This window comes from Nostoc flagelliforme FACHB-838 (assembly GCF_014698065.1).
Taxonomy (GTDB): Bacteria; Cyanobacteriota; Cyanobacteriia; order Cyanobacteriales; family Nostocaceae; genus Nostoc; species Nostoc flagelliforme_B.
The window spans coordinates 85,362-105,233 of the sequence record NZ_JACJSI010000005.1 but is presented as its reverse complement, the minus strand read 5'-3'; the positions used below and the strand labels follow the sequence as shown (position 1 = coordinate 105,233).

The following is a 19,872-nucleotide window of genomic DNA, read 5'->3' as shown; positions in this document are numbered from 1 at the left end:
ACAGCCTTATTGGTCGAAATGCTCTGCTCTCAACTGACTCAGAAAAATCCTTACCTGATCAGATTATTCTTTATCCGACTGCCGTTGCAGCAGGAAAGCGGTGCATGAAATCCCAAGCAAACAGTAAGCCTAAAATTTTGGTTGTCGATGATGAACCAGACAACCTTGACTTGCTTTACCGCACTTTCTATCGCGACTATAAGGTGCTAAGGGCAAACTCTGGCCCTGCGGCCCTCGATCTGCTGGCTCAAGAGGGAGAGGTCGCGGTGATCATCTCCGATCAGCGGATGCCGATGATGAGCGGTACAGAATTTTTAAGCCTAACAGCAACTCAATACCCAGATATTATTCGGATTATTTTAACTGGCTACACCGATGTCGAAGACTTGGTGGAAGCAATCAACGCTGGTAAGGTATTCAAATATGTCACCAAACCGTGGGAAGCTGAAGAACTCAAAGGAGTGGTACGCCAAGCTTTGGATACCCACAATGTCCTCAAAGCGAGAACCCGCGAACTTACCCGCACACTCCGTCAAGAATCGCTGCTGAATACAGTTACAAATACGATTCGTAGTGCTTTAGACTACAGACAAATTTTGCAGGCAATTGTAGATACAGTGGGTCACATGTTGGAGGTGGATGTCTGTCTATTGCGTCCCTTCCAAGATGAGCAATTGGCGGATAGAGGATTTATTTATCAGAAGCCTCTTTCTGAAGCAGCTCTTGACCATGAGAGTACAGGGGAAGTTGCAGTAAGTATTTCTTCTCTACCCCCCATTGCCTCTCCCCCTCTGCCTCTTTTAGCTCAGACGGTTTGGGAAACCCGCGAAGTCCAGGTGATTCACGATGCGATGGATGATGAGCGGATTCAAGGTAATACTCCCCAACTGCGTGAGCGTGCAGCGGCTTTTGCTGCCGCTAATATTTGTTCTAGTTTAGTTGTCCCACTAATCTGCCAACAAGAACTGATGGCAGTGCTAGCGCTGCATCAGTGTTCTCAGCCTCGCGTCTGGGGTGATGATGAGGTGCAATTAGTGTTGATGGTCGCGGATCAGGCAGCCTTAGCTTTGTCTCAAGCTTATGCTTACGAACAAGTACGTGCCCTTGCCAAGCGAGAAGCCCTAATCAATACGATTACTAGCGCGATTCGTTCTAGTTTAGACCCCCAAGACATCTTTGCGGCGATCACTCAGCAATTGGGACAAGCTTTACAAGTCGATGGCTGCGTCCTGTCTTTGTGGACAGAGGAAGATGAGTTTGTCGAATGTGTGGCCTTATATGACAGTTTTCAACATTCAGAAAATTTTCGTTTGCCAGCCCTAGACCATAATTTTAGTAGCAACAATCACCCATCAACTCAGAGATTACCCTATTCTCAAGCCTCTATACAAGAAAATCCTATCCTCCAACAAATGCTACAGACACATGAACCTGTAGTAATTGGAAATGTCAGCCATTCTCCTTCAGATGTGAAGGGTTTTGATTTGCCTTTAAAAATGCCGGCGCGATCGCTAATGTTTGTACCATTATTAGCTGATGGCAAATGTATAGGTAGTATTACGTTACATGAAGGTAAAAAAGTACGTCAATGGCTGCCATCTGATATCGATTTGGCGAAAGCAGTAGCAGGTCAAGCCGCGATCGCTGTACAGCAGTCACACTTATATCAAAAAACTCGCCAACAAGCTGAACGCTTATTAGAATTAGACAAACAAAAAACCGAATTTTTTCAAAATATTTCCCATGAGTTTCGCACACCCATCACCTTGATTCAAGGGCCTTTAGAATCGGCGGTGGCAGCTGGGGAGGGATTATCTTACTCCCAAAGTGCGATCGCCCTGCGTAACTCTCGTCGTCTGCTGCGGCTAGTAAATCAACTTTTGGATTTACAACGCCTGAATGCGGGGAGAATGCAGCCTAGCTTCCATCCCTGCGATTTAGTAGAATTTGTCAGCCAAATTGTAGAATCTTTTCGTCCCTACTGCGAGAAAAAGAGATTGCATCTCGTCACCCAGTTAGATGAATGTTCTACGGTGTACTTGGACATGGAAAAATTTGACAAGGTGGTTTATAACCTTTTGTCAAATGCCATGAAATTTACTCCCGAGGGTGGGACGATCAGTGTCAGACTAAAATCTGAGCGCGATCGCTGCATCTTGCAAGTACAAGATACTGGAATTGGCATTGTTAAAGAACAAATTCCCCATCTCTTTGAACGCTTCCGCCAAGCTGAAGGTTCAGCAAACCGCTCCTATGAAGGCAGTGGTTTGGGTTTAGCTCTAGTTAAAGAATTGGTCGAATTACATGGTGGCCAAGTCACGGTGGAATCAGTCTATGGCCAAGGCACTACCTTTAGTTTATGGCTTGTGACTGGAAATGCTCATTTACCCGCACAGCAAGTACTAGAAACGCCTACCGAACTGAATACGAGCCGCGCTAGCGTAGAATTGGCTGATTTAGAATTGGTAGAGTCAACAACAGACAATATTGAAGATATTACAATAAATTTCTCCTCCAGTATTGATACTCAAGACTCAGCACTTAAGACTCAACACTCAATTTTAGTTGTAGATGACAACCCAGATTTACGAACCTATGTATCTGAGATTTTCCGCCGAAACGGTTATCATGTGCAGACAGCTCGTAACGGTTATGAAGGGCACAATAGAGCCAAGGAAATTATACCCAGCTTGATTGTGACTGACTTAATGATGCCCTTGGTGAGCGGACTTGAGATGATTCAAATGATCCGCCAAGAGGAGAAGTTGAAAGGAACACCAATTATTCTGTTGACAGCGAAAGTTGACGAGGAAACCCGCATCGAAGGTACAGAACATGGTGCGGATGCTTATTTGGCAAAACCGTTCAATGATCGGGAACTTTTGGCGGAAGTTCGGAATCTTTTAGCATTAAAGGAAAATGAACGGCGAATTGTAGAGTTAAATACTTATTTAACAGAATCGGTGTTAAAACGCTTTTTGCCGGCTGTATTGGTGCAAAAAGCCGCAACCGGGGATTTAACCTTAGATTTGCGCCCAGAACCACGCTTAATTACAGTTTTGTTTAGTGATATTGTGGGTTTTACACAGCTATCAAATACTCTTAGATCTCGACGAGTCGCAGAATTGCTAAATGAATATTTAGAAGCCATGACCAAGGTTGTATTTGGCAATGGCGGCACTGTAGATAAATTTATGGGAGATGCTATCTTAGCTTTATATGGAGCGCCGGAAGAATTAACCCCTAATGAACAAGTACGTCGTGCCATTAATACAGCAAGAGCAATGCACCGCTCACTAGCTGACTTAAATAAACGCTGGCGAGATCAAGGTGTATTCGATGGTGACAGACTTACTAGCGTCCAATTTCGGTGCGGTATCCACCAAGGTACTGCTGTTGTGGGGATGTTTGGTAGTGCTGAACGCGCCGATTATACTGCTATTGGCCCAAGTGTGAATATTGCTGCAAGGTTGCAAGCTGCCGCTCTTCCCGGTACGATCCTGGTTTCTGCTGCGGTGGCAGATTATTTGCAGGAAGAAGAAATTACTAAAGGTAGTCCGCTAGAACTTAAAGGAGTAGATGAAACAGTTTTGACTTTCGCTGTTACACCAGAGGTAATGGTTAATCGCTAAAATTTAGACTGGTATTTTAAAGCATTAGCAATGAGTAAAAGTGCCTAATCATATCCAGTTTTTATAATATGACATTATCGGTTGCAGACAAAACTCCAATTCCAGCCAAGGTCTGGAGACGACACACTGACCCACCGGGTCTGTGGATTTCTGTCGTTGTCGGTTCAGTCTCTCTGCACTTGCTGGCGTTCTGGCTGATGCGCTCATCTAATGCATTTAGTCTGTGGTTTCCCCAGCAAAATCAATCTGCTGTTCCTATTGAATTGATAGACATTGCTCCTAAAACAAAACCAATAATCAAATCAGAATCAACAGCCAAAATCGTTTCATCAAAGCCATTATCCCTAACTCAAAAGTCTGCACCAGAAAGAACTACGCCTGTAAATCAAGATTTTGGCGCAATAAATTCTGTGGATAATCTTCAGAAAAAGAGCCGAACTTACGCCTCTCAAAATAATAGTCAAACCTTTAGGCAACAGGTAGTTTCCACGCCAACACCAATACCAACACCGACACCGATAGCTACCACCACGCCGACACCGACACCGACACCGATACTGAAACCGACACCGACAGTTCCAGTTGGTAATATACCTTGGAAGCGCCGTCAAGAAATTAGACTGGGAAAGGGAACGCCACTACCAACAGGTATTCCATCAAATCAACCAGTTTCAGAACCTGAGAACAGAGAAACTCCAACAACTCCAACTGGGGAAACTCCAGCAACTCCAACTGGGGAAACTCCAGCAACTCCAAATAGCGAAACTCCAACAACTCCAAATAGCGAAACTCCAGCAACTCCAACTGGGGAAACTCCAGCAACTCCGACTAGAGAAACTTCAACGACTCCAACTGGGGAAACTCCAGCAACTCCGACTGAGGAAACTCCAGCAACTCCAACTGGGGGAGCATCGGTAGCAATAGTAGATCCTTTGCCCAGAGATGAAGTGATTAAATTGATACAATCAAAAGGATTCCGACAAGATGCTTTACCCGACGTTATTGCTTTATACAGGGGAAGCAATACAAAACAATTAGACTCAAGTTTTCTTGTCCAAAGTTCGGGACTTGAACCAGTACAGCTCTTGGCTAGCTTAATAATTGATAACAATGGCAACTTTCAACAGGCTGTAATTCTAGAAATACAACCAGCAACACTGCAAAGTGAAAAACGCACATACGAGCAAGTTGTCAGCGAGGTTTTCAAAACAGAAAACTTTATTCCTGCTCATAACAACGATGGCACAAAACCAGAATTGAGCAATTTGTATGTCAGGATTAAAATTCAAAATGCCAATTAGAACTAATGCTTGATTTTTTATAAAAGCTGTGTTAATATTTTAGGGTTGGCAAATTGCGGGCGTAGTTTAGTGGTAAAACTATAGCCTTCCAAGCTATTAATGCGGGTTCGATTCCCGCCGCCCGCTTAAAAAACCTCAAATCCACTAGTTAAAGAAATTTAAGTCCGGGTTTGATGAAATAATCAGTTAAACAGAAATTCCAAATTTGACATGGTGCGAAAATAACTTGAGCCGCAAGGTAGAAATCCTGTTGTCGATAAAACCAGAACCCACACCTACTACGTCAAAAAAGGTGTGGGTAATTTACAATTGCATACTAATTCAAGTTTTCTAGGCGAATGCGTGGATCGGCTGCTTTGAGCATTAAGTCGGCGATTAAATTGCCTGCAATCAGCAACACTGCGCCCATTACCAAGCTTGCCATTAATAAATATAAATCTTGAGCTTGTAAAGCTTGTAGAGTTAACCTCCCTAAACCGGGCCAGTTGAAGAAAAATTCGGCAATGAAGGCACCATTTAATAAACCAGCTAATTCAAAACCCAATAAGGTAATCAAAGGGTTTATGGCGTTGCGGAGTGCATGAACATAAATAACGCGGTTTTCTGGCAGACCTTTAGCACGAGCCGTTTGGATGTAATCTTGACGCAGCACATCCAATAATTCGCCACGAGTGATGCGTTGCAAACCAGCAAAACTGGTAATTGAGAGGGCGATCGTTGGTAAAATCATGTGCCAGCCGATATCTAAGATTCTGCCAAACCACGATAGTTCCGAATGATTGATGCTAGTCATACTACCCACTGGGAACAGCGGTGAGGTGATTTGGGCTAAAACTAGCAGCGCTAAGGCCGTGATAAAACTGGGAAAGCCTTGTCCAGCATAACTAATCACCTGTAGAATGCGGTCTGCTAGCTTATTTTGGTTAACAGCAGCAAAGATCCCTAGAGGGATGGCGATCGCCCATGTGACAATTAAAGATGCGATCGCTAATAGCAAAGTTGCTGGTACCCTTTCCCACAACAGCGATGCCACTGAACGTTGATAAATAAAACTTGTGCCGAAATCCCCTTTTGTCAAGATTCGCCATAGCCACAGCCAAAATTGCTCTGGCCAAGACTTATCCAGACCAAACTGCCGTTTGATTTCCTCAATTCTTTCTGGAGATATCTTCGGATTTTGCCGCAGCGTATCTACATAATCACCAGGAGCGAGTTGAATGATGAAAAACGACAATGCTGATGCCAACAACAAAGTCAGTAGTGCCTGCAATAGTCGCTTTGTCACATAAACAAAAGTTTCGCTCGTGACTAGCCTGATTAGCCAATCCCGACCTGTCTCCAAGGAAATTCTCGTAGATGTCATTTGTCTTTTGTCCTTTGTCCTTTGTCATCTGTCGTTTGTTATTTGTCATTTGTCCTTTGCTAATGACCAATGACTAATGACCAATGACAAATAACTAATATTCAATTAAAGAGATAATTGGCACGTCCGGCAAATATGCACGCCCTTGTAAATCCCGTAGCTCGATAATAAACCCAAATCCTACTAGTTCGCAGCCAATTTTCTGCACCAACTTTGCTGTGGCACTCGCAGTTCCACCTGTGGCAATCAAATCATCCACAATCAAAACTCGGCTACCTTGGTGTAAAGCGTCTTGATGCACTTCTAAGCAGTCTGTACCATACTCTAGTTCATACTCAATTGAGTGAATGGCTGCTGGTAGCTTACCTCTTTTGCGGACGGGAATAAAACCAGCTCCTAATTTATAAGCCAGAGGTGAGCCAAAAATGAATCCCCTCGACTCTATACCTATGACATAATCTACCGTTATTTCGGCTTCATTGCATTTTTGTGTTAAAAAGTCAATAGTGTAGCGCAATCCCTCTGGATCACGCAGCAACGTAGTAATATCTCGAAATAAAATGCCGGGTTTCGGGAAATCTGGGATGTCACGAACGAGAGACTTTAAATCCATAAAATGGGGAGTAGGGAGTAGGGAGTGGGGAATGGGGAAAGTTAGGAGTGAAGAGTGAGGAGTTATTAATTTAAATTCATAGCTATCCCAGTCCCCAGTCTCCAATCCCCAATGCTCAATTTCAGATACCTGAAAAATCGTACACTATAATGTCATACGCTGGGGGTCGAGGCTGAAGCTTCACCTTTCATTGACGATAATTAGAGTCTAAATCAAGCTAAAAAAGGTATTCCATTAATAAATGAGGTGAATTTAGTTATGTTTTAAAACTTTGATTTCAATATAGGGAAAACTTTGAGTAGAAAGAGTTCACTAATGTATATGTCAGGTAGTCATGCTTCTGCCACAAGTCTAGTGTTTTTGTTTGGCTACCGATCTTAAATTTGTTTTATCTAGTCTGTTGGAACCGCATAAGGTATTTTTAGAATGAATGTCTCAGCAAGTTTAACGCCGTTCAACAGTCCAACCCAAGACTCACTGCCGATGATTTTGGACACTTTACCAGATCCAGCGATCGCTTCCAAAACTTGTCCTCGAAGAACCAGGTTGCAAATTGACCTGATTTTACTGGCAATTGAAGCTTTAGAGCTTGGTGGTTCAGAAGCAATCCTGGCTTTTGCTCAAGAGTTGGATCTTAAAGGAATTGTTAAAGATAGAGTGAATTTATGGCGGATGCGTAGCTCTAACCCACTACGAAGAGCGCATATACGTCGTCCCTTAACTATTATGGAAGCAAAAGCTTTGGTGGTTATTGCTTGCTACATAGCGCGGCGTTTAACTGTTGTCATCCGCCAGTTATTAATGATATGTCAACAAATGGAAGAGAAGCAGATTCCATTAGAACAGAATTTGCGGCTATCTAATTACCTAGAGCGGTTTAGAGCGCATTTTAAGAGCCGGATGAATGCTCGGCGTTCTGGTGTACTAGCATTAACTTCTGATGAAAAATTAGATGAGCTAGCGATAAATTTGTTAGGACAATTACTATTTTGTACTGGTACAGCTGGAATGCAGCGATTCTGGATTAGTCTTTTTGACGGTGAAGTGGAATGAATATTCAACGTAAGTACAGTCTACCTAATTGTACGCTTCTTTTAGAAGGGTTAAGTGATGTTACTAGGGCTGCACACTTCCAAGAAATGCGCCCGGAATTATCAATATTGGTAAATGCAGAATGCTATTTATCTGGTTATAATCAACCTCTAACCGGAGGGCGAGAATTTTTTGAAAGTTTGGTGAGGGCTGTTAGTGGCTATGCCCAAGAATTTTTAAGTAGTGTACCCAATCCGCAAGCACACAATCAGGAATCAGAGCTAGTAGAGTTTCAGAAAATTGACAGCAACCGACATAGGTTAATCATACATTCAGAAGCTTCTCCAGAAGGGTTTGAGTCGCAGTCTAAAAATTCCAAACGTCCGCCGATTGAAATAGATTTGAATACGGTGCAGTTGTTTGATTTAGTGGAAGCAGTAGATCAGTTTTTTGCTGATACGCAGACTTTACCAGAATTATCTCTAGAACTACAACCCGTTACCAGACGCTACGGCGGTGCTAGTCAGGCTTTGATCAGGCAGGCTGTTCCTGCTGCTATAGGAGTATCAAGTTTAGCAGTAGCTGCGATCGCTTTTAACTTGATTCCACCTCCCCAAATGCGTCCACCACAGCCTAAACCAGATGAGCAAACTAGCTCTACAAAGAGCCTTACTCCTCCAGCATCGGCTACTGCAACTCCCATCGCTACTGCAACGCCTACAGCAACAACCACAGCTAATACAAAGCCAGCAGTTAAAGATTTAGAAGCACTTTTAAATACAGTTCCAGAAATTACCGATCCGTCGCAGCTGCGTGCATTGAATCGCCAAGTGTATAATCAAGTTCATCCAGCTTGGATCAAGCGTTCAGGGTTGCAACAGGATTTGATCTATCGTCTGGGTGTAGCTGCGGATGGAGCGATCGTTGGTTACAAGGCGGTGAATAAAGAGGCAAATCAAGGAGTCGGGCAAACTCCTCTGCCCAACTTACTTTATAATCCTGCTAACCGCGCTCCCATTTCCAAGGAACCCGTCGCCCAATTCCGAATAGTGTTTACTACAAATGGTGTGTTGCAAGTTAGCCCTTGGCGGGGATATGCGAGAACACCAGAGGTAGTAGGTACAAAAATTACTGACTCTAATATAACTAAAGGTTTAAATCAAAAGCTTTATAATACAGTTCGCCAAAGTTGGAGTGGTACTACCACCTTTACGCGAGATTTGAAATATCGAGTAGCAGTCAACAAAGATGGTGTAATTGCTGACTATGAACCACTAAACCAAGTTGCCTTTGACTATTTCCGAGAAACACCTCTTCCCAAGATGTTTAACGCTATCTATGGTTCCAATGTCGCACCTCCCAATGACAAAGAACCTTTAGCACACTTCCAAGTGATATTCAAGCCTAGCGGTATGCTGGAAGTCACTCCTTGGCAGGGATATCAGTAATTGGGGATTGGGGACTGGGGACTAGCTTACTCCCTACTCCCCATTATTTACCGCGTAATTCTCCGCATATAATTTCCCCACAATTGAGCTGCTTGAGCGCTACTACCAGATGTAGGGGAGTTGTTGTCGTTTCCCAACCAAACACCAGTTACAAGTCGCTGACTGGGGATAAAACCTATGAACCACAAGTCAACGTTTTTATCAGTCGTGCCAGTTTTACCAGCTTCCCCTAGTCCAATGGCAGCACTACGACCAGTACCTCTTGTAACTACGCCGCGCATCAAACTAGTCATCTCATCGGCGACACCATTTGTCAACACTTGTTTGTTAGCAGCCGGATCTTGGTCGAAGGAATAGATGACACGACAGGTTTTGATATCGTTGCGATCGCGGCAATCACCACTGTCTAAAATCCGGTTAATGGCATGGGGAGGATTGGACACACCGCGATTGCCAATAGCACCAAAAGCACCAGTCATTTCCAAAACATTGACTACACTTTGACCTAGTACCAAGCCAGGAACCGGATCGAGGTTTGACTTTACCCCCAAACGCTGCGCCATTGACACGACTTTATCCAGCCCAACTTCTCTGGCAACTCGTAAAGCGATGGGATTTTCTGAAAGCGCCAGCCCGGTGGCAATATCGAGGCTAGTGTCACCACCGGCACGACAGGGTTTATAAGTAAAGCCTTGCCAAGTTAAAGGGGCGCAAGAATAACTCTTAAATGGTGAAATACCCTGTTGAATAGCGGCAGTATAAGCAAAGATTTTGAAGGTGGAACCTGGTTGTCTTTTGGCTTGAACAGCACGATTGAACTGACTTTTTTTGTAATCAGTGCCGCCCACCATTGCCAGAATACTGCCTGTACTGGAGTCAAGAGTAACTACTGCCCCTTGAGAAAAATTAAAATTTCTACCAGCGTTGTTCACTGAATTACTTAAAGCTGCTTCTGCTTGTCTCTGTATCGCTGGATCAAGCTTGGTTTCAATGATATAATTTCCCTCTCTTGCAGCTCCCTCGCCCAAGATTGATTCGAGTTCAGAGAAGACGTAACTGTAAAAATAAGGAGCGATCGTTTTAGCTTGCTGTTCGCATACTTTAGGGCTAATTTGAACAGTGGAGCGTCTAGCTCGGTTTGCATCCTCTGGTTTAATTTTGCCCATCTCCAGCAACCGCTTAATCACGCGATTCCGGTATTCAGCCGCTTCTAGCTTATTTGGCCCATCCCCACAAAAATCGAAGGCGTTGGGAGCAGGTAAAATTCCTACCAATGTTGCCGCTTCTGCCAAAGTTAACTCTTTAGCCGACTTCTCAAAGTAATATCGGGCTGCATCCTCAAAGCCAGAGGTATCCCCTCCCAAAAAAACCCGATTTAGGTACATCAGCAAGATATCATCTTTGCTGTAAAAGGTTTCGAGCTTCAGGGCAACAACTGCCTCCCGCAATTTGCGTCCAAGGGTATCCTGTCTGCCTACATAATCACGGAACAAACTGCGGGCAACTTGCTGGGTAACAGTGCTGGCTCCCTGTTGCACATCTCCGCTGCGGCTATTAATCAATATGGCTCGTAAAATCCCCAGAGGGTCAACCCCAAAGTGCCAGTAATAACGACTATCCTCTGAAGCCACTACCGCAGCAGGCAAATAAGAGCCAAATTCTTCTAATCGCTTCATGTCTACATGAGAGATAGTCCGAGGCTCTCTCAGGGGAGTGGCTCCATCACGGGCGTAAACAACTACTGGGGCGCGTGTAGCTGTAGGTAAAGGTCTAACTGAGAATTTTAGCGATTCGACTCCAATTACTAAGGCTAACAGGGCGCTGACACCACCGACACCATAACCTGTCCAACTTGCAGTTTTGACATACCAGGCTGGTGGATCGACGTATTGCAGCCGCACAGAAGCGGCGAGTTCTGGGGGGCCCAAAGTCAGAATATCACCGTGGCGCAGTTCTAGGGAGCTAACACGACGCTTGCCACGATAAATGCCATTGGTGGAATTTTCGTCTTTGATGACAAAGACTGGTGTGCGTTGAGTAGAATTCCGTGACAGAGACAGGTGAATTTGGCTGACAACAGGGTTACGGATGACGATATCGCTTGATTTGGAGCTACGACCTAGAATATAGCGATCGCCCAACAGTGGATAGACCTCTGCTTTATCCGCCCCCGCATCCTGCACCCAAAGTTCTGGTACTTTGGCATTAGGCTTGAGCGCCAATTTAGAAAAATCGACCCTAGCTTGAATTGTATGTACTGCTTGAGTCAGTTGACCTAGTAACGTTTGTGGCTTGTGAGGGGGTTGGGGAGAACTCATCGGCTATTCACATCACAGTTTTTAGTGAAGAATCGGGCGAATTACAATCAATTTAGATGTTAGTCTTTCATCATTTTACTCATAAGCCAAAGCATAAATTGAGTATACGGAACTTTTTGAGCTAATTTATACTTATAATCTAGCTTATGACAAAAATAAAGCTGTTATTTTTGTCACCTCTTTATAAACTCATAACATTTTCTTCCATTCTAAAAGCCTTATTGCATATACCATTACTAATTTAATAACTACAATTATAACTTTTACTTTTGTACTTTTAAATACTAGCTATCAACAAAGAAGAGATTGAATTTTTACCAATTTTACATATCCACATATTCTGAAACAAACCTAAATATACTCATTTAGGAAGATTTTCTAAATCTCATTGTCTGTTTTAATGGGTCGAGTGTTCCGTTGAGGTTAATTACATAATGGGAAAATCTCTGACTCTGATTGGTGCGGCTTTATCTTTGGCATTTACCACTAATATTGCTGTAGCCGAATCCAGTAAATCCCTCATAGCTCAATCCAGTAGCGACTCCACGAGTGCACCAGCGGAAATTAAGATGTCGCCACAAGGGATGGAAATTCTGTGCAAGAATTTTCCGCTCAATTCCCGCTGTCCCGGCGGCACAGCACTCAGCCCTAGTGTTCCTAGTAGCACTACGGCACCAGCAGAAACCACTCCTGGTAGCACTACCACACCTGATGTAACTACTCCTGGTAGCACAACTACTCCTGATAGCACAACTACACCAGAAACCATTACTCCATCTGAATCTGGCACTCCCGAAAGCATTCCAGCACCAGGAACTGCCATCCCATCTGAATCTGGCACTCCTAGAAATTTAACTCCAGCACCAGGAACTGCCACCCCATCTGAATCTGGCGCTCCTAGCAATTTAGCTCCAGCACCAGGAACTGCCACCCCATCTGAATCTGGCGCTCCTAGCAATTTAGCTCCAGCACCAGAAAATGTTACCCCATCTGAATCCCCCACTCCTGGCAGCACTACCGAACCAGGTATGAGTATTCCCGACTCTAGTTCACCAAAAACTCCTGCCACAGGTAATTAAATTGAAAGCTGAGGCATAATCAGAATAACTGGTTTGCCATCAGCGATCATCGGTGCATCTTTTTTGAACTCTTACACTAGTTATGCATACTGGTGTAAAATAATAAACCAAAGTTCCTAGAACCTTTATAGATAAAGTCTTAGCATATAAGACAGAGCAAGGGTTTCAATAACAGCTAGCCTGGGATTAATTATCCCAGGCTTAATAGTTTAATACGGTCTGTCGGTTGAAGTCGGTGTTTTTTGCAACGAAGCAATTAACAGGCAAACAATACCGATACTAATGAACGAATCTGCCACATTAAATACAGCAAAGTTAATCAGGCGAAAATCAAGAAAATCAACGACGTAGCCTAAAACAAAACGATCAATACCATTACCCATAGCTCCACCTAAAATTAAACCATAGCCCAACTGATCCCACAAATTTAATGTTGGGCCAAACAACGCTAACGCTATCAATACTAAACTCACTCCTAAAGATAGCCAGCGTAACCACTCTACTTTCCCACTTAACAGACTAAAAGCCGCGCCAGTGTTAGTTACATAGGTAAAGTGAAATATCCCAGGTAATAATGGTAGTGTCTGCCCCAAGCTAAAGGTTTGCACTATCCAGTACTTTGTTACTTGGTCTAAGAAAAAAGCGATGAAGGCAGCAATCCAGAAAAGACGATTTTTTAAACGCATGGTGAATTAGTCATTGGTCGTTGGTCATCGGTCATTAGTCATTGGTCATTGGTCATGAGCTTTTGACAAATGACAAAGGACGAAAGACAATCAACTAATAAAACATTAAGTGACGCAATATATATGCTATTACAGTAACCGCACAGACAACAATTAGCTGACCTGGTAATGGAAACCAGGAATATCTGAGGATTGCTTGCATTAAGGGTAAATTTTCTGTGCCTTTCCACTGAAAAAGATAGCTAATAATCAAATAAGTAATACCGCAGATGTGGAGAGTTAACAAGCCACAGATGCAACTAAAAGCAAGAGTTTCTAGTCGAGGTCTAGCTTTAAAGGCAAACAAGCCACAAATCCATGCTCCAGGAATAAAGCCTAGTAAATAGCCAAACTGAGATAGCTTGATATAACCAATACCCCCGCCATCAGCAAATACTGGTAGTAAGGTTAACCCCATGACTAAATAGGCAATTTGCGAGAGGGCCCCGGCATTTGTGCCCCCTAAACAACCCACTAATAATACTGCGCCAATTTGAAAAGTGACACCTAAAGAAAAAGTCTGAATTCCGTGCTGACTCCAAGTCCAAGGTAAGGTGATGCCATAAACTTCTAAGAAGGTGCCACCCATTGTCAGGAGTAAGCCAATCATAGACCATAGTAATTGATTGGAAGCAGCAAACATTTATCAGGCAACCAGGGAAAAGCAAAAGGGAAAACCAACAGCACCTAGTATATTCATTAATATTGAAATAAAATTTGTGCTGACATCTTAAGAACTAGCATATTTTCTTTTGCCTTTTTGGTATGTAATTTTTCAGTTTTACGAATTGCGGCTGAGGTGTCTAGATATATATCTTATTTTTTTGGCTGAGGCGTGTTCGGAATTCTATATTTAACCTAAAATATGGTAATATTAACATGATCTATACTAGTATAAACACTAGTATTTCGGAAGAGTGTCTAAATTTGTCTACAAAGTGCTTAATGATTAATCCTAAATTAATGTTTTATATTTTTTTCATTGATTGATCAACGAAACCACACTAAGAATAAATTTTTGTAAATACGTATAATTCACTTAATTGTAGTGACATTTATATCTTAAACCTATAACAAAAGTATAAAATTTATCAAGCAAAACTAGAAACAATGGTTTGCTCTTCATCAAAAAAACAAGCACCTTTTTGCTTTGTTAACCTCTTGTTAATCTTTATTGTTGTCCTTTAGGAGTATCTTAGAAACGCTCACCTGAAAAGTTACTAAAATATTTATAGCAATGCGCTCACCATTTAATGTAACAAAAGTTCATCGCTTTACAGCTTCAGTTTCAGTGTTAGCACTGACAATCAGCCTGGCTGCGTGTGGCGGACAGCAAAACTCGGATAACACAACCTCCAATCCTGGTACTGCTACAGATACTACTGCCTCCAGCTCAACCAAATTAGATTTGGGTGGAAATGTCAAGTTAAGCGGGGCTGGTGCGTCTTTCCCAGCACCACTGTATGATACATGGTTTACGGATCTAAATAAAAAATATCCAAATTTGCAAATTGACTATGCCTCAGTTGGTAGCGGTGCTGGAGTTCAGCAATTTCTCAAAGGGACTGTAGACTTTGCTGCCAGCGATGTTGCCATGAACGACGAAGAAATCCAGAAGGTGCCAGCGGATAAGGGCGTTATTTTACTGCCTGTAACTGCTGGTAGTATTGTGCTGGCTTATAACTTGCCTGATGTTGGAGAACTAAAGCTACCACGAGCCGTTTACGCTGATATTCTACTAGGCAAAATCAAGTCTTGGAATGATCCCCAAATTGCCAAGGCTAACCCAGGTGTAAACCTTCCTAACCAGGCAATCACAGTTGTTTATCGTTCTGATGGTAGCGGAACAACAGGTGTGTTCACAAAACACCTTAATGCTATTAGCCCGGAGTGGAAGACTAAAGTTGGTGAAGGCAAAACTGTCAACTGGCCTGTGGGAGTTGGTGCGAAAGGGAATGAGGGTGTTACCGCTCAAGTCCAACAAACACAAGGTTCTATTGGTTATGTCGAGTACGGCTATGCCAAACAAAATAGTCTCAAGTTCGCTGCTTTAGAAAATAAAGGCGGTCAGTTTATTGTACCTACTGAAGAGTCAGCCTCTAAAACTCTGGCATCAGCAACTCTACCGCCTGATCTTCGCGTCTTCATTTCCGATCCCGAAGGCGCTGATTCCTATCCCATCGTCACTTACACTTGGCTGTTGACTTACAAAAAATATCCTGATGCGGCAAAAGCTAAGGCTATGGAAGCTGCAATCGAATACGCTTTAACTGAGGGTCAAAAGAATGCTACGGCACTAGGGTATGTTCCTTTACCCCAAAACGTCATTACAAAAGTGGCTGCTGCTGCTGATCAAATCAGTCCAGAGTATAAAATCGCTGTTGGTAGTGGTACTAGCGCTAGCAAGTAGCTACAGTCAAAAGATAAGGCATCCCTAAACAATAATTTGTCAGCTGCTCGTTAAAGTTGTTGTTTTATCGACATTCGTAACTTAGAACTCTAAGTTATCAATGTTTCAGTTTCAAGAAATGATGAGGTGGCAATTTTACTAATCTGGTTGCCTCCCATATTTCTCTTTGAATTTAATTGTTAAAATTGGTAGTCATGGCTACAAATACTCAAAACCTTTCATCAGCAACAAAAAATCGCTCTGATGTAGAAAAGTCCCTAGATCAGGGTTTTATTTGGCTTACTAAAATTTTCGCCTTTGGGGTTGCTGCTACTTTATTATGGATCGGCTTACAGGTGGCAATTGCTTCTTGGCCTGCCATCCAACAGTTTGGTGCTAGCTTTTTAGCTAACACCACTTGGAACCCAGTTAATGATAGCTATGGAGTGCTACCTCAAATTTATGGAACTCTCTTGAGTTCCTTTATTGGTTTACTGATAGCTGTACCGATTGGAGTTGGTACTGCTATTGTACTAAGCGAGGATTTTTTACCCTCAAAAGTGAAGTTGGTACTGGTTTTTGCGGTAGAACTGCTCGCAGCTATTCCCAGTGTTGTTTACGGGGTTTGGGGTATTTTTGTTTTAGTACCTATCTTAACTAACTTAGGAAAATGGCTCAATAGTTACTTTGGCTGGATACCATTTTTTAGCACCCCCCCTACAGGCCCAGGAATGTTACCGGCGGGAGTTATATTAGCAATTATGACTTTGCCAATCATCACAGCTTTATCACGCGATGCCTTAATTTCTATACCCTCCAGTTTGCGCCAAGCAGCCGTAGGACTAGGAGCAACTCGCTGGGAAACGATTTTGCAAATTCTGATTCCAGCAGCTTTTTCGGGCATAGTTAGTGCTGTGATGTTAGCACTCGGTCGGGCAATGGGAGAAACAATGGCTGTAACAATGTTGATTGGTAATTCCAACAACATTAGTATCTCACTGTTAGCACCAGGTAATACGATTTCTTCTCTACTGGCGAATCAATTTTCAGAAGCTAGTGGTTTGCAAGTTTCGGCTTTAATGTACGCTGCTTTAGTTCTATTCTTCTTGACCTTGATAGTCAATATCATGGCCGAATTTATCGTTCTGAGAGTCAAGCGACTGTAGCTTATTTTTGGATTAAATTATGACTTCTAATTTTCCAGAGCGCAGTCTAACTCGGGCTGCCATGTCTCAAAGAACATTGTTTAATACTGTAATGACCGTAGTTGGATTTATCTGCGGGGTATTGGCACTTGTGCCTTTGCTAGCAGTACTTTCTTATGTCATTATTCAAGGCTTCAGCAGTTTGAATCCTAGCATCTTTTTTGAACTGCCACCCAAAGCGTTACAACAGGGAGGAGGTTTTGGTAATGCAATCTTGGGTACACTACTAATGGTAGGAATTGCTGCCTTAATTAGTATCCCATTTGGTATTCTAGCAGCGATTTACATCACAGAATTTAGCTCGGCTCAAGTCGCGAGATGGGTACGTTTTGCGGCTAATGTCCTGAGTGGAGTCCCCTCAATTATTGCTGGGGTATTTGCCTATGGTATTGTAGTTTTAACACTGGTAAAGTTGAACTTAGGATCATATTCAGCTTTAGGTGGAGGCTTTGCCCTGTCAATTTTGATGTTGCCAATTATTGTCCGAACTACTGACGAAGCCTTGCAGTTAGTTTCGCAAGATTTACGACAAGCATCTGTAGGGTTAGGAGCAACTAACTTTCAAACAGTAACACAAGTAGTGTTGCCAGCAGCCTTACCAGCAATTGTAACTGGGGCAACGCTAGCGATCGCCAGAGCATCTGGAGAAACCGCACCTTTACTATTTACCGCGCTGTTTTCCAATTTTTGGCCTAGTAGCTTATTTGAACCCACAGCTTCCCTTGCTGTTTTGGTTTACAAATATGCCATTTCTCCGTTCAAAAATTGGCAATCATTAGCTTGGGCAGCATCTTTAATTTTGGTATTGATGGTTCTAATCACAAGTATTATCGCTCGCTGGGTAACTCGCAAAAAAGTTTAGTAAATAATTATCCACAGTGCAAATCCCCATCGCTAAAAAACTAACACTAGATTTAATTTATGGCTAACAACACTAGTACAGTGAGTGACACTGAAACCGTTTTACGCACTGAAAATCTCAACGTTTACTATGGTAAGTTTTTAGCTTTACAGAATATTTGGCTAGATATACCGAGACATCAGGTTACAGCTTTTATTGGCCCTTCTGGTTGTGGTAAAAGTACGTTGTTGCGATGCTATAACCGCCTCAATGACCTGATTGAGTCATTTCGGGCAGAAGGTAAGATATTTTTTGATGATAAAAACTTGTATGCACCCGACATCGACGCTGTAGAAGTGCGCCGGAGAATTGGGATGGTGTTTCAAAGACCAAACCCATTTCCAAAATCAATTTATGACAATATTACTTTTGGAGCCAAAATCAACGGCTACAAAGGTGATTTGAATGAATTGGTAGAAAGCAGTCTCAGAAAAGCAGCTTTGTGGGATGAAGTCAAAGATAAACTAAAACAAAGTGGCTCGTCTTTATCTGGTGGACAACAACAACGGTTATGTATTGCTCGTGCGATCGCAGTACAACCTGAAATTATACTAATGGATGAGCCTTGCTCTGCTCTCGACCCCATTTCCACCTTGCGTGTTGAAGAATTGATTCACGAACTTAAAGAGCAATATACTATCGTCATTGTCACCCATAATATGCAGCAAGCAGCGCGTGTTTCTGATAAGACAGCCTTTTTTAATGTTCGGACTTCAGACACAGGAATCCGTAGCGGCTACATGGTGGAGTACGACGCAACAGAAGTAATTTTCAATAATCCTAAGCAGGAAGATACGCGAGATTACGTTAGCGGCAAATTTGGATAAATATTTATTTTACATTGTTGATATTAAAGCAATGAGGGATACTCGGAAATTAAAGCTGTGCGATATTCCTCTATGTTTTTTTATTTGAAGGACTTTTTTCCTCTCAAACAAACCTGATCTCCATGCTGTCCGAAGTCTATTACTTGGTGCGCTCAAAAACTGACGGTAATTATCTCATCGCTCGTCCTGATGCGGAAACATCGGGTTATTTATTGCTGTTTCAGGAAAACTTTGAGGCTCTTAGCTATCTCAACACGCACGCAGCAGAAGTGGCAAATCGCTTTACTGTGGAATCTATTGCGCGTACACAGTTGGGGAACTTGCTCAAACGTTGGGGGTTTAATGGTGTAGGTATTGTAACTGACCCATTATTGCCTAAAGTTGAGTTTTTACAACACAGTTAACTAATTCGTAATTTATTTAAGTAAATAAAAGAGCGATCGCACAAGTAAAATCAGGCAATATGGGTGAACTTAATTCGTCACTATTGAATAACGTAGCAACTAACTTTAAACTCGCTTGTTCGCGTCGATATACTTCCACCTGTTGCTTGCGCCAATCTACAATCCAATATTCTCTGACACCTCGTGATGAGTAGAGCTTAAGTTTTAGTTCTCTGTCACGCTTTTCATTTTCACTACCAGCAGATAACACCTCTACAACCAGTTCTGGCGCACCAGTCAAATGCCCCGCTTCGTCTAAAAGCAAAGGCAATCTCTCGTTGCTAGCCCAGACAACATCGGGAATAACATTATCATTATCACCAAAAATTATTCCTGGAGCAGCCACAACTTCTCCCAGACCAGTAGTTTGTGACCAGTTATCCAAGGAAGTGCTAATTCTGACACAAGTTTTTTGATGCTTCCAGTGGGGCGCTTTAGTCACAAACAATTCTCCGTCAATAATTTCATAGCGATTCCCGTTATCTGGAAACAACTCTAAGTCGGCGGTAGTCCAGCGCACTCTCTCAGATATCGGCTGGTTCATAAATCATCTTGGTTAGGGGATTTACCTATTTTAGCCTGTGTGGAAATGGGAC

Annotated in this window: 16 protein-coding genes and 1 tRNA gene; 11 read left to right on the top strand and 6 right to left on the bottom strand. The window is 42.7% G+C overall.

Annotation, left to right across the window (positions count from 1 at the left end):
- The first annotated feature begins 104 nt into the window (after positions 1-104).
- From H6G97_RS04240 to H6G97_RS04230, 3 genes are all read left to right on the top strand, one after another.
- A complete protein-coding gene (locus H6G97_RS04240; protein WP_190939458.1) occupies positions 105-3,632 on the top strand; it encodes a response regulator in 3,528 nt (1,175 codons plus the stop codon).
- Between the two features lie 68 nt (positions 3,633-3,700).
- The gene (locus tag H6G97_RS04235) at positions 3,701-4,933 is read left to right on the top strand and encodes a hypothetical protein (RefSeq protein WP_190939457.1); all 1,233 of its coding nucleotides are present in this window, start codon (positions 3,701-3,703) and stop codon (positions 4,931-4,933) included.
- Between the two features lie 55 nt (positions 4,934-4,988).
- Positions 4,989-5,059 (top strand) — tRNA-Gly (locus tag H6G97_RS04230).
- 190 nt (positions 5,060-5,249) lie between these two features.
- Here H6G97_RS04230 and H6G97_RS04225 read toward each other — a convergent pair.
- On the bottom strand, positions 5,250-6,296 hold the full coding sequence (locus H6G97_RS04225) for an ABC transporter permease (protein ID WP_190939456.1): 1,047 nt from the start codon (positions 6,294-6,296) through the stop codon (positions 5,250-5,252).
- A gap of 94 nt (positions 6,297-6,390) precedes the next feature.
- On the bottom strand, positions 6,391-6,909 hold the full coding sequence (locus H6G97_RS04220; RefSeq protein ID WP_190939455.1) for an adenine phosphoribosyltransferase: 519 nt from the start codon (positions 6,907-6,909) through the stop codon (positions 6,391-6,393).
- A 426-nt stretch (positions 6,910-7,335) separates the two neighbouring features.
- Here H6G97_RS04220 and H6G97_RS04215 point away from each other — a divergent pair, with 426 nt between their 5' ends.
- The gene (locus tag H6G97_RS04215) at positions 7,336-7,962 is read left to right on the top strand and encodes a DUF3038 domain-containing protein (RefSeq protein WP_190939454.1); all 627 of its coding nucleotides are present in this window, start codon (positions 7,336-7,338) and stop codon (positions 7,960-7,962) included.
- On the top strand, positions 7,959-9,389 hold the full coding sequence (locus tag H6G97_RS04210; protein ID WP_190939453.1) for a DUF4335 domain-containing protein: 1,431 nt from the start codon (positions 7,959-7,961) through the stop codon (positions 9,387-9,389). Before H6G97_RS04215 ends, H6G97_RS04210 begins: the two co-directional genes overlap by 4 nt.
- A gap of 47 nt (positions 9,390-9,436) precedes the next feature.
- Here H6G97_RS04210 and H6G97_RS04205 read toward each other — a convergent pair whose 3' ends face one another.
- Positions 9,437-11,707, bottom strand: coding sequence for a transglycosylase domain-containing protein (locus H6G97_RS04205; protein ID WP_190939452.1), 2,271 nt, complete (start codon positions 11,705-11,707; stop codon positions 9,437-9,439).
- 434 nt (positions 11,708-12,141) lie between these two features.
- Here H6G97_RS04205 and H6G97_RS04200 point away from each other — a divergent pair, with 434 nt between their 5' ends.
- Complete coding sequence (locus tag H6G97_RS04200) at positions 12,142-12,786, top strand: hypothetical protein (protein WP_199349238.1); 645 nt, start codon at positions 12,142-12,144, stop codon at positions 12,784-12,786.
- Positions 12,787-12,995: 209 nt separating this feature from the next.
- Here H6G97_RS04200 and lspA read toward each other — a convergent pair whose 3' ends face one another.
- Together lspA and H6G97_RS04190 are read right to left on the bottom strand one after the other, a co-directional pair.
- Positions 12,996-13,472 (bottom strand): signal peptidase II, encoded by a 477-nt coding sequence (gene lspA / locus H6G97_RS04195; RefSeq protein WP_190939451.1) that lies wholly within the window; start codon positions 13,470-13,472, stop codon positions 12,996-12,998.
- A gap of 94 nt (positions 13,473-13,566) precedes the next feature.
- The gene (locus H6G97_RS04190) at positions 13,567-14,154 is read right to left on the bottom strand and encodes a biotin transporter BioY (RefSeq protein WP_190939450.1); all 588 of its coding nucleotides are present in this window, start codon (positions 14,152-14,154) and stop codon (positions 13,567-13,569) included.
- Positions 14,155-14,748: 594 nt separating this feature from the next.
- Between H6G97_RS04190 and pstS the strand changes: the two genes are divergently transcribed.
- The 5 genes from pstS to H6G97_RS04165 all read left to right on the top strand — a co-directional run bounded on the left by pstS (position 14,749) and on the right by H6G97_RS04165 (position 19,237).
- On the top strand, positions 14,749-15,921 hold the full coding sequence (gene pstS, locus H6G97_RS04185) for a phosphate ABC transporter substrate-binding protein PstS (protein ID WP_190939449.1): 1,173 nt from the start codon (positions 14,749-14,751) through the stop codon (positions 15,919-15,921).
- A gap of 194 nt (positions 15,922-16,115) precedes the next feature.
- Positions 16,116-17,066, top strand: coding sequence for a phosphate ABC transporter permease subunit PstC (gene pstC / locus H6G97_RS04180; RefSeq protein WP_190939448.1), 951 nt, complete (start codon positions 16,116-16,118; stop codon positions 17,064-17,066).
- 19 nt (positions 17,067-17,085) lie between these two features.
- Positions 17,086-17,967, top strand: a complete 882-nt coding sequence (pstA, locus tag H6G97_RS04175) for a phosphate ABC transporter permease PstA (protein WP_190939447.1) — start codon at positions 17,086-17,088, stop codon at positions 17,965-17,967.
- A 59-nt stretch (positions 17,968-18,026) separates the two neighbouring features.
- Complete coding sequence (pstB, locus tag H6G97_RS04170; protein ID WP_190939446.1) at positions 18,027-18,833, top strand: phosphate ABC transporter ATP-binding protein PstB; 807 nt, start codon at positions 18,027-18,029, stop codon at positions 18,831-18,833.
- A 122-nt stretch (positions 18,834-18,955) separates the two neighbouring features.
- The gene (locus tag H6G97_RS04165; RefSeq protein ID WP_190939445.1) at positions 18,956-19,237 is read left to right on the top strand and encodes a hypothetical protein; all 282 of its coding nucleotides are present in this window, start codon (positions 18,956-18,958) and stop codon (positions 19,235-19,237) included.
- A gap of 16 nt (positions 19,238-19,253) precedes the next feature.
- On the opposite strand, the gene H6G97_RS04160 is transcribed toward H6G97_RS04165, so the two are convergent.
- A complete protein-coding gene (locus tag H6G97_RS04160) occupies positions 19,254-19,820 on the bottom strand; it encodes a Uma2 family endonuclease (RefSeq protein WP_190939444.1) in 567 nt (188 codons plus the stop codon).
- Positions 19,821-19,872 lie beyond the last annotated feature (52 nt).